The sequence below is a fragment of the Taibaiella soli genome (assembly GCF_003236175.1).
In the GTDB taxonomy this organism is placed as follows: Bacteria; Bacteroidota; Bacteroidia; order Chitinophagales; family Chitinophagaceae; genus QKTW01.
Map to the genome: position 1 here is coordinate 50,570 of NZ_QKTW01000015.1, position 15,114 is coordinate 65,683.

13 protein-coding genes are annotated in these 15,114 nt (G+C 44.2%); 4 read left to right on the plus strand and 9 right to left on the minus strand.

The window, feature by feature from the left end; translation table 11 throughout:
* Positions 1 to 53 precede the first annotated feature (53 nt).
* The 8 genes from DN068_RS09420 to mscL form a co-directional block, all read right to left on the minus strand.
* Positions 54 to 1,313: a c-type cytochrome gene (locus tag DN068_RS09420; RefSeq protein WP_110998661.1), complete on the minus strand. Its 1,260-nt coding sequence runs from the start codon at positions 1,311 to 1,313 to the stop codon at positions 54 to 56.
* 263 nt (positions 1,314 to 1,576) lie between these two features.
* A complete protein-coding gene (locus DN068_RS09425) occupies positions 1,577 to 2,365 on the minus strand; it encodes an SDR family oxidoreductase (protein ID WP_110998662.1) in 789 nt (262 codons plus the stop codon).
* Between the two features lie 110 nt (positions 2,366 to 2,475).
* Complete coding sequence (locus DN068_RS09430; protein WP_110998663.1) at positions 2,476 to 5,292, minus strand: GH92 family glycosyl hydrolase; 2,817 nt, start codon at positions 5,290 to 5,292, stop codon at positions 2,476 to 2,478.
* A gap of 257 nt (positions 5,293 to 5,549) precedes the next feature.
* Positions 5,550 to 5,771: a membrane protein insertion efficiency factor YidD gene (yidD, locus tag DN068_RS09435; protein WP_207798890.1), complete on the minus strand. Its 222-nt coding sequence runs from the start codon at positions 5,769 to 5,771 to the stop codon at positions 5,550 to 5,552.
* On the minus strand, positions 5,764 to 6,156 hold the full coding sequence (locus DN068_RS09440; protein ID WP_110998665.1) for a ribonuclease P protein component: 393 nt from the start codon (positions 6,154 to 6,156) through the stop codon (positions 5,764 to 5,766). The genes yidD and DN068_RS09440 overlap by 8 nt, the downstream gene beginning before the upstream one ends.
* Before the next feature lie 18 nt (positions 6,157 to 6,174).
* A complete protein-coding gene (gene rpmH / locus DN068_RS09445; RefSeq protein ID WP_110998666.1) occupies positions 6,175 to 6,330 on the minus strand; it encodes a 50S ribosomal protein L34 in 156 nt (51 codons plus the stop codon).
* A gap of 170 nt (positions 6,331 to 6,500) precedes the next feature.
* Positions 6,501 to 7,259 (minus strand): geranylgeranylglyceryl/heptaprenylglyceryl phosphate synthase, encoded by a 759-nt coding sequence (locus DN068_RS09450; protein WP_110998667.1) that lies wholly within the window; start codon positions 7,257 to 7,259, stop codon positions 6,501 to 6,503.
* 64 nt (positions 7,260 to 7,323) lie between these two features.
* Positions 7,324 to 7,755, minus strand: coding sequence for a large conductance mechanosensitive channel protein MscL (gene mscL, locus DN068_RS09455; RefSeq protein WP_110998668.1), 432 nt, complete (start codon positions 7,753 to 7,755; stop codon positions 7,324 to 7,326).
* 242 nt (positions 7,756 to 7,997) lie between these two features.
* Here mscL and DN068_RS09460 point away from each other — a divergent pair, with 242 nt between their 5' ends.
* From DN068_RS09460 to DN068_RS09475, 4 genes are read left to right on the plus strand one after another with little or no spacing between them, the layout of a single operon-like run.
* The gene (locus tag DN068_RS09460) at positions 7,998 to 8,624 is read left to right on the plus strand and encodes a TetR/AcrR family transcriptional regulator (protein ID WP_110998669.1); all 627 of its coding nucleotides are present in this window, start codon (positions 7,998 to 8,000) and stop codon (positions 8,622 to 8,624) included.
* Positions 8,621 to 9,967 (plus strand): TolC family protein, encoded by a 1,347-nt coding sequence (locus tag DN068_RS09465; RefSeq protein ID WP_110998670.1) that lies wholly within the window; start codon positions 8,621 to 8,623, stop codon positions 9,965 to 9,967. The genes DN068_RS09460 and DN068_RS09465 overlap by 4 nt, the downstream gene beginning before the upstream one ends.
* Positions 9,968 to 10,000: 33 nt before the next feature.
* The gene (locus tag DN068_RS09470; RefSeq protein WP_110998671.1) at positions 10,001 to 11,104 is read left to right on the plus strand and encodes an efflux RND transporter periplasmic adaptor subunit; all 1,104 of its coding nucleotides are present in this window, start codon (positions 10,001 to 10,003) and stop codon (positions 11,102 to 11,104) included.
* A gap of 41 nt (positions 11,105 to 11,145) precedes the next feature.
* Positions 11,146 to 14,544: an efflux RND transporter permease subunit gene (locus tag DN068_RS09475; RefSeq protein ID WP_110998672.1), complete on the plus strand. Its 3,399-nt coding sequence runs from the start codon at positions 11,146 to 11,148 to the stop codon at positions 14,542 to 14,544.
* Between the two features lie 282 nt (positions 14,545 to 14,826).
* Here the strand turns inward: DN068_RS09475 and DN068_RS09480 are convergent, their stop codons facing one another.
* Positions 14,827 to 15,108, minus strand: coding sequence for a hypothetical protein (locus DN068_RS09480; protein WP_110998673.1), 282 nt, complete (start codon positions 15,106 to 15,108; stop codon positions 14,827 to 14,829).
* Between the last annotated feature and the right edge of the window lie 6 nt (positions 15,109 to 15,114).

The following is a 15,114-nucleotide window of genomic DNA, read 5'->3' on the forward strand; positions in this document are numbered from 1 at the left end:
TATTTGCTACATCGGTTAGCCAATCTTACAATCAGCTAACCGACTGATTATTTTTAGTAGTGACAACGTTGACACTCCAGACCGCCGATATCTTCTACTGTTACACCGGTACGTTTACCAGCTTGCAGTTCTTGGTGATATTTTTCGAAGATGCTGTAGTAGTTGTTGTTTGCAAACTGAACTTGTGTCTGACGGTGACAGTTGATACACCAGCCCATTGACAGTGGAGCGAATTGGTAAACTTCGTCCATATCCTGGATCGGACCGTGACAACGCTGACATTGTACTTGTCCAACTTTCACGTGCTGTGAGTGGTTGAAGTATACGTGGTCAGGCAAGTTGTGGATTTTCACCCAGCTGATCGGTTTTGCATCGATATCGCCGTTAGCCTTACGCTTGTATTCTTTCTTAACAGGATCCCAGCCAGCATATTCATACAGTTTGTGGATCTCAGCAGTACCATCTACTTTTTTACCTTCAGCAGTGTACAGTGGATATTCTTTCTCCCCAGTGTATTCGTTGATCTGCTTGTGACAGTTCATACAAATGTTTGGAGAAGGAATCATCGCCTGACGGCTCTTCTCAGCACCTGCGTGACAGTACAGACAGTTGATCTGGTTGATACCGGCGTGTACTTTGTGTGAGTAGAAGATCGGCTGTTGTGGCTGATAGTTTTGCTGACGGCCCATGTTGATCGCACCATTTACGATCCAGTAACCTGCAGCGATAAACACTACGATAGCAGCAACCGCGATGAATACTTTATTACGGTAAACCGGGATTTCTTTTTCTACCGGCAGGCCTTCTTTTTCAGAAGCTACGCGACGCAGACCAGCGTTTGCTCTCCACAAGATTATCATCAGCACTACCAGCGCCAGTGTAATGATTGTGTACAGCCAACCGTTGTTTTCCGCAGGAGCTTCACCAGTCGCACCTGGCGTTTCACCACCCGGCGTAGGAGCCTTTACTGAGTTAACGTAAGTAACTACCGCATCGATCTCTTCTTTAGAGAGACCCGGGAACGGAGTCATGTTGGTTTTACCCCATTTGTTATACAGCTCGTTGGCGTACTTGTCGCCACTTGCGATAACAGCTGAAGAGTTGTGAACCCAGTTGTAGATCCAGTCCTTGCTTGGTACGCGTCCGTCAACACCTTGGAGGTGAGGACCAGTCGCATCCTTCAGAGGATTGTGACAGCTGGCACAATTAGATTGGAAGATGGCCTTACCATCTGGGGCAGCATAAGCAGAAATTGAGCTTAACAGCAGTGCAATTACGAAAGCAAATGCGCTCCGGGTAATTTTTTGGAACATCGGCTTAAATGATTCTGGCACAGGAATAAAATTGAAAATTAACGTTCCTTTTAGACAAAGCAGGGGCAAAACTACAACACAATCCCCAAACTTTCCACACATTTCACAAAAAATGTTTTTCAGTACTGGAGCGGGTTTCAGGACATTTTTAATAAAATGACAATGTGAAATGTCATTTTTATGTCACCGTTTTTCCGCTTTTTGAAACCCTAATTTTTCCGTTTTTTTAAAATGGATGTCTTAGAATTTCCGGTACTTGCATTTTAAATCGACCCGGTACGGCCACCATCCACCGGAATACTTGTTCCGTTGACATAAGCAGCAGCAGGAGACGCCAAAAATGCAACCATTGAGGCAATCTCTTCGGGACGGCCAAAACGTTTCGCAGGAATCTCTTCCATCATTTCCTTTTCCACAGCATCCTGACCTAAACCGGTCTTGGCAACCTTGTTTCCGATAATTGATTCCAATCGGGCGGTAGCTGTAGCACCCGGCAACACGTTATTAACCGTGATACCAAATGGCGCCAGTTCATTGGCCATTGTTTTAGCCCATGACGCAACTGCCCCTCTGATAGTATTGGATACGCCCAAACCTTTCAGCGGAATTTTTACGGAAGTAGATATAATATTAATAATACGACCAAATCCTGCAGCCTTCATTCCGGGAGCCACGGCCGTAGTAGTGATATGATTACAGATCAGATGTTGCTGGAACGCAGCCAGGAAAGCATCTGTAGTAGCTTCAGTGATCGGGCCGCCTGCGGGACCGCCACTGTTATTAATCAAAATATGAACGGTATGATCTTTTACAAAACCCGTCATTACCTCACGCACTTGTTCTGTTTTGGAAAAATCGGCCACCAGATAACTGTGAGCCTGACCCTTACCTGTATTCAACGTAGCTACTGCCTTCTTCAGTGCATCTTCGTTGCGGGCAATCAGCACACAGGTAGCGCCCATTTCGGCCAGTTCCTGTGCTGATGCCAACCCGATACCCTGCGTACTACCAGCGACCAACGCCGTCTTACCAGTTAAATCAAGTGAGAGCATGTTTTAAAGTTGTGGGCGCAAAGATAACACCCGACTTTTTATCGCAAACTTTATATACAGATTTTTTTAGTGATCTATTTAATACGCTGATAATTAACGCAAAAATGTACTTATTTAATTTCCAGCTCATCGATAAACAGATATGATTGCTTACCTGCACTTTCATGCCATTCCGGCAATTTTCCAAAGTTTTGGGCCGTTATTTTGACATACTTCGCTCTGAAACCCTTATCCAGCGTGAAGTTTTCCATTTTCACTTTTTCATCGTGCTCCGCTTTTCCGGCTACAACCGTTTTTATAAGATTCCAGTGGCTAGAATCGTCACTTGCCCAATAAGAAATCACTTTCGGGTAAAAAATCCAGGCTCCCTGATCCTCTAAAAAGCCAATGGAGATCTGGTGAACATCTTTAATCTTATCGAATGCAACCACCGCTTCAAAATCTTGCTGAAATCCCTGCCAATTGCCTTTGCGCCAGTTAAGCGTACCACGCAAACCATCAATCAATGCATCTGGCCCACCGGCGTTATACTGTTTTACATAAGGCGAAATCAAAGTAATGGACCGATCATCTGGCAAACGGTTAAAGTTTGCTTCCTGAACATAACTTTTCACATTGCCTTTTTGCGCATAGAATTTCAAATTGGCATTTTGGGAAATCGGCAATGGCCGGTTATACCGGGCAAATTCCAGGTTATTGAATGAATAATAGATATCAGCGTTTTTATCGGCGCATTGAATCGTAATATCCTGTGCATCCCTGAAAACACGACCGGCATTAATAATAAACGGATTGGGCACAATTTCATTAATCAGATCTTTCTCCAAATGAGCATCTAAAAATTGATAAGCAACTGTGTCTTTGAAATAGTGATAACGCAGCACGCGATGCTTTCCACTACCCATAGCCAATTCCGCCGCAAATCGTTTTTTCGTGATCAGCGTGTTGCCAATTTTTACAGAGTCGAACAGCGGCATCCCAATTTCATATTCTGCCCGATTATGAACAACGGGATAAAAACCAATCGCACTCATCACATACCAGGCGCTCATCTGCCCGCAGTCTTCGTTTCCAATCAGTCCGTCCGGCGTGTTTTTGTAAAAGCTGTCTATTACATACTTCACGACGGCCTGTTCTTTTTCGGGCTTGCCGACGTAGTTGTATAAGTAAGCGATATGGTGACTCGGTTCATTTCCATGCGCGTACTGCCCTACCAAACCCGCGATGTCATCCAACTGATGGCCTTCGGTTTCTGTTTTGGCGTGAAATAATGCATCCAGCTTGTCTTCGAATTTTTCTTTTCCGCCCAACATCGCAGCTAATCCGTCAATATCCTGTTGTACAGAAAATGAGTACTGCCATGAATTAGCTTCTGTAAAATTATTATCGACCATGTACGGACTGAATGGCTCTGTTAATGTTCCATTCTTACGCGCCCGCATAAAACCGGTTGTTGGATCGTACACGTTTTTCCAGTTCTGGGCCCGCTTCGCGAAATAATTATAATCGTCTGTTTTGCCCAAAGCCTTTGCCATCTGCGCGATGCACCAATCATCGTAGGCATATTCCAGCGTTTTGGAAACCGATTCATAATCATCTTCCGAACGCACATAACCATACTTTTTATAAGACCCCAAACCAAAATAATTCGTCATGGCGCTATGCTTCATAGCCTCAAAAGCTTTCGCTGCATCATAGCCTCGAATACCTTTGCTATACGCATCCCAAATTACCGGAATAGCATGATAACCGATCATACACCAGGTTTCATTCGAAGAAAGTTCCCAGACAGGAAGAATTCCGCCTTGCTCGTACTCTTTAATAAATGTGTTGATGATATCGTTGGTCCGCTTCGGATCAATGATCGTCAGCAGCGGATGTTCCGCACGATAAGTATCCCAAAGTGAGAATACGGTATAGTAATCGAATTTACCTCCTGTAGTATGAATTTTATCATCGCGGCCGCGATAACGACCATCTACATCACTGTAAATATTGGGCGCCGTCATGCAATGGTACAAAGCTGTATAGAAAACAGTTTTCTGATCCGCCGTACCGCCGCCCACTTCAATTTTCGCCAATTCTTTGTTCCAGGTTTCTTTGGCCGCCTTACGGTATTTCTCAAAATTCCAGTCCAGCATTTCTGCCTGCATATTCTGATGCGCACCATTTTCATCTACGGCGCTGACGGCTACTTTCACGAGCAAAGGTTTACCATCATTCCGGAAATGAATTTGGGTAATAATCCGTTTACCAGAAATACTAAACGGTACAAACGAACTTGTATTTAGTCCGTCCATTTGCTGTATTGCCTTTGAGAATTTTATTTCGAAGAAAACCTTCTGATTGCGCGCCCAGGCTTTTGAAAAACGGTAGCCACGCAGCGTAAAACTGTCCAGCACTTCCAATTTGCTGTCGAGTACTTCATCCCGGTGTTTCAGATCAAGCACCACAGACTGCGCTGCATTCTTGGGAAACGTATAACGATGCATACCACAACGTGCCGTGGACGTGAGTTCTACGTTCACTTTCGGCGTTGCCAGATAAACCTGATAATAGCCCGGCGTTGCTTTTTCTTTTTTATGGGAGAACACAGAAGCATACTGATAATGATCAAGCGAAATATTTTGCACGACCGGCATGAGCAGAATATCTCCATAATCACTGCAACCTGTACCGCTCAGATGCGTATGCGAAAACCCATAGACAACCGAATCACTGTAATGATAACCACTGCAGCCATCCCAGCCGTCAAGCCGCGTATCCGGGCTCACCTGCATCATCCCAAACGGCACAATCGCGCCCGGAAATGTATGCCCATGGCCACCCGTGCCAATAAATGGATTTACAAACTGGCTCAATTGTTTTTGAGCGATAACTGTAACAGAGGAAAGAAGAAAAAGCGCTAAAGCAGAAACCCTTTTCATTAAATGCACATTAATTATCAAACAATGTACGTTGATAAGTTAATACATTAATAGGTCAATGACTGGTTGATACGTTAACACGAATTAGCGCCGTTGTGCCACCGTGAGCCCTCACGCCTTCGCTCAGAGGGTGACAAACTTTGCGACCTTTGCTCCTTACGCTTGTGAGACTGAGCGGAGTCGAAGCCTAACAAAACGCTGACCATTGACGTTTGACTTTTCACCATTCACAATTGACCATTCACCAAATCAGCGATCTACGGTACCGGATCATAACCGTGCCCGCCCCAGGGATTGCAGGAAAGAATACGGCGCAATGCCATCCAACCACCTTTCCACGGACCATATTTGCGAATAGCCTCCAATCCATATGCGCTGCAGGTAGGCGTATAACGACATTTAGCTCCTAAAAACGGAGAAATGGCGTTCTGATAAAAACGGATCAGTCCGCTAAAAAGTATGGAGAAAAACTTACGCATGAGCATCAGTCATTTGCGGCATCAGCTTGTCGATACATTTTGCCATAGCAGTCTGTACCGTTTTCAGATCCGGCAATTCCGGCCCTGTAAAAATAAAGAAAACGTGCAGCTGTCGTTCGGGCGCGGCAGCTGTAGCAAGTACATGCTTTTGCAATCGCCACGCTTCACGCATCAGACGTTTTACCCGCTGCCGGTCTACCGACTTGCGAAATTTTTTCTTGGGCACAGAGAAACCTGCCAGCGTTGGCGGCATTTCAGATGCGCGCGTTACCGGCAGATAAACACACTTAAGCGGAAAAACAGAAAACGCTTTCCCTGTACGGAAAAGCGTATCAATATGCTGTTCGCGCTTCAGCCGCTCGTATGCTTTTAAAGTATTACGAATGGCGAAATAATTTTAAGGTTATTTCAGGCGCTTTTCGTCAGAAACAGTCAGCTTGTGGCGTCCTTTAGCACGACGTGAAGCAAGAACCTTACGGCCATTAGCTGATTGCATACGCTTGCGGAAACCGTGTACAGTTTTACGACGCTTGCGGTGAGGTTGATACGTACGTTTCATAATCTACTTTTATTATAATTTTGCCCTTTTACAAGGGTATTCATTTTTTCAAGGACTGCAAAGGTAAGGATATATATTTACCCACCAAATTGAAAAATATAAAAATCAGCAACTACTCTTACAAACACCTCATTATCAGTCAAAATAAGAGATATTATTTTTAAGCGGAGTTATTTTTCCACCATCGATTGCTTTGCTGCCTGCGCCAAATCGCGGATCAGCATCGGATCTTTTTCGATCGCATTACCCACTACTACGACGTTTGCACCTGCCTGACAATTAGCATAAACTTTTTCCGGAGTATGAATGCCGCCACCAATAATCAACGGTGCGCTGATGTGACTGCTCACCTTACGGATCATTTCTTCAGAAACCGGGTTGCGGGCACCACTACCCGCATCCATATAAATCACATGTTTGCCCTGAAGCTCAGCCGCCCAGGCAGTACACAAAGCAATATCTGGTTTATTGGCCGGGATTGGCGCAGAATGGCTCATATAAGAAACCGTTGTCGGCACACCTCCGTCAATTACCATATAACCGGTAGAAATCACTTCAATGCCGCTGGCTTTCACCATCGGTGCAGAAACAACATGCTGACCGATAAGCAAATCCGGATTACGGCCGGAGATAAGGGAAAGATAAAGCAAGGCATCTGCATAAGGCGTCACCTGCATCGGGCTGCCCGGAAACAGTACAACCGGGATATTTGAATTCGCCTTAAAACGCTGAATACAAACTTCCAGCTCATTGTCGATCAACAGGCTGCCGCCTACAAATAAATAATCGACACCTGCGTCTTCACACAAAGCGGCCATATGCGGCATATCTGCCGGCGCCACTTTATCGGGATCCACCAAAACCGCAAATGCGCTCTTTCCCTGCGCCTTTAGCGCACAAAATTCTTGATATACTTTTCCCTTTGCCATTCCTGTAATCCTGGTATGATCCGCCACAAAATTGTATAAATTATCGTTCTTCTGGTAGGTGCGACTAATTCTTTTTTAATTGATCTCTGATTTCCATCAGCAATTTATCAGTGCTGGATGGTTCTGCAGGAGCCGCAGGAGCCTCTTCCTGTTTGCGCTTCATTTTGTTGATGCCTTTGATAAGCATAAAGATGATCAGCGCCAATAAAATGAAATTGATGGCCACTGTTATAAAATTACCGTAAGCAAAAATCACCGTATCAGGGATTTTGCGGGCATCAGCCAATGCAGCCCCATCAGGAACTGTGCCTTTCATTACAACGTAAAGATTGCTGAAATCCGGCTTCCCGATGATTGCGGCGACAAGCGGCATAATGAGGTCATTTACCACACTATCCACAATTTTACCAAACGCCCCACCGATGATAACACCGACTGCCAGATCAATAACGTTACCCTTGACGGCAAACTCTTTAAACTCTTTGACAAATCCCATATTGAACGCGTTTTATACGCTAAAAATATTTATAATTCAGCAATTTTAGATCATTTTGCCGATAAACCGGCTATTTAGCATAGGCAAAAATTATACCAATCTTTTGCGCACAACCTTCCGCCATTTCTTTTCTGTATTCGTTTTCCCGGCGAAAAACGGCTGAAAAAATCATTCTTATAAATAATTATTTCTTATGGAAACGTTTTTCTTCGATTTCGTTTCCATAGTTTTGCTTATCAATTATGGATACGCTCACAAAAATTATGAATGCGGCCGTAGAGCTATTCCGCCGGTATGGGTTCAAAACCATCACGATGGATGATATAGCCCGGCATACCGGCGTTTCTAAAAAAACGCTCTATCAGCATTTTGCGAACAAACAGGAAGTGATCAATGAATCGGTAACCTGGTACAAAAACCACTTGTTTGAGCTCTGCCAGCAAATCTTTGATTCTTCAGGCAATGCCATTGAAGCTATGGTTGGACTGATGTCGCTGATGGAGCAGACTTTCCGGCAGATGAATCCGATTGCAATGATGGAATTGCAACGTTATTATCCCGAAGGACATCAGCGTTTCCGCGATACTTTGCTGAGCCAGGACGTAGACGTAATTCGCAAGAATATTGAACGCGGCAAAGAAGAAGAATTATATCGGGAAGAGATTAATGCAGATCTGATGGCAAAGATTTATATAGAAACTTCTGTGTCGCTATGCATGTCGCCAATACTCCTCAACGATCGTTATGATCTGCATGTAATGAACAAGGAATTGATGGAACATTTTCTCTACGGACTGATGACGCCAAAAGGAATCAAACTTTATACGAAATACAAGAAAACCTATTTAAAGCAAGTAGTCAAAATATGAGACAATCACTATTAAAAACTTCGTTGCTCCTTGCGGTGGGCTTCTTACCGGGCTTAGTTCAGGCTCAGGAAGCTGCTACGCCAATGAGTGTCGATGAATGCATTGAGTATGCAATCCAACACAAGAACGTGATGAAAAACATCCGGCTCGATGAAGCGATTGCAAAGGCCAAAAACAGAGAAGTAACCGGATTGGCATTGCCGCAGGTAAATGGTTCCGGATCTTACCAATACTATATTGAAACACAGAAAACGTTCTTACCCGGAGAGTTCTTCGGACAGCCGGCCGGTACATTTCAGGCAATCGCATTTACTCCGAAAAACAATGTAACCGGTACCCTGACAGCGTCACAGCTTTTGTTTGACGGATCTGTTGCCGTGGCATTACAAGCGCGTAAAACGCTGGAAGAATTTGCAACGATCAATACACAACGTACAGAAGTAGATATCCGCGAAACTGTTTCCAAACTCTACTATGCGGTTTTAATCAATGAGAAGCAACTGGAAATACTGGACAATAACTACAAGGATGTACAGAAGATTGCAGAAGACAACGAGAAGGCTTATAAAATAGGTGTTGTAGAAAAAATTGCAGTGGATCAGTTGAAAGTACAGGCAGCCAATATTCAAACGGAAAAGATCCGCCAGGAAAATCAATTTGCGGTGAGTATTCTAACGTTGAAATACCAGATGGGTATGCCGCTGGATAGTACGATTGGCTTATCAGACACACTTGCAGAAGGGATGGTTTCTATGGCTGATCTGTTGGAAGATTATCCATTTGAATTTAGTCAACGTCCGGATTATAAATTGACAGAAACACAACAACAATTGAACTTGCTGGATCTGAAACGTTATAAATGGCAAAACCTTCCTTCGCTGAGAGCAAATGGTGCGTATGGTTACAACTATGCGAGCGATCAGTTTAGCGCGATGTTTCAAAATCCATATCTGCATTTCTCGTATGTGGGACTCAATCTTAACGTGCCGATATTCGACGGCAACCAACGTAGAAGCCGGGTAAAGCAAGCCAACTTCGCTGTAGAAAAAACGAAGAATACACTGGAAGACCAGCGCAATGGCATTACCTATCAGCAACAGCAATCGCGCAGCACTTTAAAAAACGCAATTATTGCTTTACAGAACCAACGCGCCAACCTTGATCTGGCAAAAAACGTGTACACGCTGGCTCAGAAAAAATACCGCCAAGGAGTGGGCAGTAATCTGGAAGTAATTCAAACGGAAACAGCTTATCTGCAGGCACAGTCCAACTTCTTCTTATCGCTGAATGCAGCCATCTACGCTAAGATTGAGCTACAAAAAGCATTGGGCATTTTAAAATAAAACCACTCATTCTGAAAATATAAAATCAAGATAATGAAACACAGTTTATATATACTCATAACAACGTTGGCGCTTGCATCATGCGGCGGCGGGCAAACCGGCGAGGAAAAAGCAGACGCTAAACTCGCGAAGCTAAAAAAGCAACGCTCTGAAATTGATATCCAGATCAAAGAGCTGGAGTCAAAAAATCCGGATACAACCCGAAAAGCAACTCCAGTTTCTATTACCGTAGTGAACCCTGTAGATTTTACCGCTTATGTAGAAGTACAGGCGCAGATTCTGAGCGATGAAAATGTGGCGGCGACGTCGCAAACGCAAGGAACAATTAAATCGGTATTAGTACGTACTGGTGACAAAGTAAAAAAGGGGCAACTTCTGGCGACGCTGGACAATGCATTAATTGATCAGCAAATCTCCGGTATGGAACCAAACATCCAGCTTTTGAAATCGCTGTACGAAAAGCAGCAAAAACTCTGGGCGGAGGATATTGGTTCGGAAGTGCAATTATTGACGGCAAAAGCCAATTACGAGGCGATAGTTAAACAAAAAAGTGCTTTGATCGCGCAAAAAAACATGGCCCGGATTATTTCGCCAATTGACGGCGTGGTTGACGCGGTAGCCATCAAGGAAGGCGACGTAATTAGCCCCATGCTTGGAGCAATTCGCATCGTTAATTTCAACAAACTACGTGCCGAAGCTACACTCGGAGAAAACTATCTCGGCAAAGTAAAAACCGGCGATAATGTCATCCTTGAATTCCCGGATCTGAATGATTCGCTGAAAACGAAACTGACTTATGTAGCACAAGCTGTAGACCCAATCTCACGCGCGTTTGTGGCACAGGCACGTCTGGGGTATAACGCGAAGCTGCATCCGAATATGTCTTGCAAAATGAAGATTGCGAATTATGAAAATTCGCACGCTATCGTAGTACCAGTTTCTGTGATTCAGAAAACGGCGAATGGTGATATGCTTTACGTAGCGAACGGCGATAAAGCTAAATCTGTGATCGTTACTACCGGCCGCATTTCTAACGGACAAGTGGAAATCCTTTCAGGCCTTAATGCTGGCGATAAAATTATCACCGAAGGTTTTGAAGAAACAGATAACGGCGAAAAGATCAAAATCATCGAATAGTGCGGATGGCCTGAGTATGCATCACTATCAAAATTTAACCAATGAAAGATACATTTAAGGAGTTTAAGCCGTCCAGCTGGGCGATCGATCACCGGACGGCTATCTATATCGTCACGGTCATCATTACGCTGGCCGGGCTGTTGGCCTATATCAATCTTCCGAAAGAACAGTTTCCGGAAATCAAAATTCCACAGATTATTGTGCAGACTTTGTATCCTGGTACTTCTCCTGAAAACATGGAGAACCTCGTCACGAAGCAGATTGAAAAGCAGGTAAAGAACCTGACAGGCATTAAGAAAGTAACCAGTAATTCCTTCCAGGATTATTCCGTAGTAATCGTAGAATTTAACACCGATGTAAAAATCGATAAAGCCAAGCAGGACGTAAAAGATGCGGTGGACAAAGCGCGGCCGGATATGCCGCAAAATCTGCCGAACGAACCTGAAGTAAAGGATATCGACCTTTCGGAGTTACCGATCCTCAACGTGAATATTTCGGGCAACTATGACCTGAACCGTCTGAAGAAATATGCAGACAAGGTGAAGGACAATATTGAAGGCCTGAAAGAAATTAAACGCGTGGATATGGTGGGTGCGCCAGAACGCGAAATCCAGATCAATGTAGACATGTTTAAGCTGCAGGCATCCGGATTTACGTTTGACGATATTGACCATGCGGTACAACAAGAAAACGTATCAGCCACGGCGGGACAGGTTTCGATGGATAATCAGAAACGTTTGCTGAGCATTAAGAATGAATTCAAGACTGCCGATCAGATTGGAAATATCATTGTCAAAAACCAATCAGGTAAAGCCATTTATCTCCATGACATCGCAGATGTAGAAGATAGTTTTGAAGAACAAAAAAGCTACGCGCGTCTCGGCGGTAACAATGTAATCACGCTCAATATCATTAAAGCAAAAGGCGAAAACCTGATCGACGCTTCCGACAAGATTGAAAAACTGCTGGAAGAAATGGAGCAGAATGATTTGCCGCGTGATCTGAAAATTGTGGTAACCGGCGATCAGTCCGAACAAACAAGACATACACTTACCGACCTCGTGAACACGATCATCATCGGGTTCATATTGGTAACCGTAATCCTGATGTTCTTTATGGGCGTAACCAATGCCTTATTCGTGGCGCTGTCCGTTCCACTTTCCTGTGCGATTGCGTTCTTTGTGCTTCCTACAATTGGTTTTACACTCAATATGATCGTGCTGTTCTCATTCCTGCTAGCGCTCGGTATTGTGGTGGATGACGCGATTGTGGTAATTGAGAATACACACCGAATTTTTGACAACGGTAAAGTTCCGATTGATAAAGCCGCGAAAATTGCAACGCACGAAGTGTTCCTGCCAGTACTGTCCGGTACCGCTACGACCCTCATGCCGTTCGTGCCGCTGGCATTCTGGCCGGGCGTAATTGGTAGTTTCCTTTTCTACCTGCCAATTACATTGATCATTACGTTGCTGGCGTCTTTGATTGTCGCTTACATCATCAATCCTGTATTTGCGGTAAGCTTTATGAAACCGCATGAACATACAGATAAGTTTAAAAAAGCTCGCTTCACTAAACGCGACCGTGCATTGGCCGTTGTTTTTGGTGGGCTGGCATTGCTGTTCTACTTATCGAAATCCTGGGGCGTTGGGAACTTCATCATTTTCATCTACCTGTTTATCCTGCTGGAGAAATATGTATTTGCCAAATGGATTTTCACCTTCCAGAACAAGGTCTGGCCTGCATTCCAAAACTGGTATACAAAATGGTTGAAAGTAGCACTAGACAATCCAGGTAAAGTGGTAGGCGGAACTGTGATATTGTTTATTCTATCGATTGTAACATTTGTAGTCCGCAAACCAAATATTGTTTTCTTCCCGGATGCGCAACCAAACTTCACGTATGTGTATCTCAATCTTCCGGTTGGTACCGATCAGGCTTATACCAATGAAGTATTGCGTAAAATGGAAGGCCGCGTAAATCATGCACTGGGAATAGATCCGAAAACCGGCAAGGGAAATGATGTGGTAAAATCGGTGATCTCTAACGTAACCATAAATGCCGTAGATCAGAATAGTGGCGAAATCGGCGACTTCCCGAACAAGGGTAAGATTACAGTGGCGTATGTTGAGTTTGCGAAACGTCATGGTGTGTCTACCTGGAAACTGATGGAAGACATCCGCAATTCGGTTCGCGATATTCCCGGCGCTGAAGTGACTGTAGACAAAGAAAGCAGTGGCCCACCATTGGCGAAACCAATTGTAATTGAGATTACCGGTGATAACCTCGATTCGTTGGTATCTACTTCTGAAAAACTAAAACGCTATTTGCAAGTGAAGCAAATTGGTGGTGTGGAAGAATTGCGTAGTGACTTCCAGGCGAAGAATCCGGAGATTGTTTTTGACCTCAACCGGGAACGCATGAACAACGAGAGTATTTCAACGTATACGGTTGTGAACAACCTTCGTACAGCCATTTTCGGCAAGGAGGTCTCACGCTTCCGCGATCAGAATGACGACTACCCGATTACGCTACGACTGAAAAAAGATCAGCGTGAGAATATTGACGCAGTACGCAATATGCCAATTATCTTCCGCGATATGGGTATGGGCGGTGTGATTCGTCAGGTTCCGCTGAGTGCGTTTGCAGACGTTCACTACTCTTCTACTTACGGCGGCATCAAGCGCAAAAATGAAACTCGTATTATCACATTGTCTTCGAATGTTATCACAGGTTTTAATCCAAACGAAGTGGTACAGAATATCCAGACTGAACTCGGCAATTTCCACAAACCAAGCGGTATCAGCATTCGCATGGGTGGCCAACAGGAAGATCAGGCAGAAACGACCAATTTCCTTGGTCGCGCGATGATGATTGCAATGGCTTTGATCTTTATGATCCTGATTCTGCAGTTTAACTCACTAAGTAAAACGCTGATCATTTTGAGTGAGGTGCTCTTCAGTCTGATTGGTGTGATTTTGGGCATCAGTATTTTCAAAACCAATTTCTCAATTGCGATCAGTGGTATCGGTATTGTGGCGCTGGCCGGCGTGGTAGTGCGAAATGGTATCCTGCTCGTAGAGTTTATGGATTTGATGCTGGCGGAAGGTATGAGTCCACACGACGCACTGGTAGAAGCTGGCCGTACACGTATGACGCCGGTACTGCTCACAGCAACTGCTGCGATTCTGGGTCTGATTCCGTTGGCGGTGGGTATGAACATCGATTTTGCTTCGTTCTTCAGTCATTTGAATCCGCATATCTTCTTTGGTGGTGACAGTGCTGATTTTTGGGCGCCGCTAGCGTGGACGATGATTTACGGTCTGAGCTTCGCAACCTTCCTTACACTGATTCTTGTGCCGGTGCTTTGTTTGTTGAGCTTCCGCTTTAAGGCTTGGGTAAAAAGAATTAAGGATAGCGCGGCTAAATCACTGGAATAGTTTTTTTGATTGATATATGCGAAAGGGTTGTCTCGATGAGGCAACCCTTTTTTGATTGTCAGATTTCAGACGGCAAGAATCACTTCGGGCGGCAGGCAGAAATTAAACATCAGATGTTTATTACGACTTACATAAAAAAACCGGGCGTAGACACGCCCAGCTGATTTTTCATTTTACGAAGCAACTTTTATTATTCTATTCTGAATTTTTCCTTAGTTATTTATATACCGCCCGAAAAGAATTTCGGGCGGTGTTTGAACCCATAAATGAAAAGAGAATTGTCTATTTGACTGTTTTATTAATTGTTTTTAAATAGCCGCCCCTTTGCAGAAAAAAGTTTACCGAATCACGGTAATGTCTATAAAGCAAAATGGCGGATTCACGATACATCCATTGATACCAGGCAGGATGCTGCTCGCACATAGCCTCAAGGTGTTTCCGGATGGTCGGCTCTTTCAATTTCATTTCCGCAGCAAGCACAGATAATTCTACCGGCATTTTATTCACCGACTGAACCAGATAACCTAAAATTTCATTACATCGTTTTGCGTCTGATACTTTCATTATTTT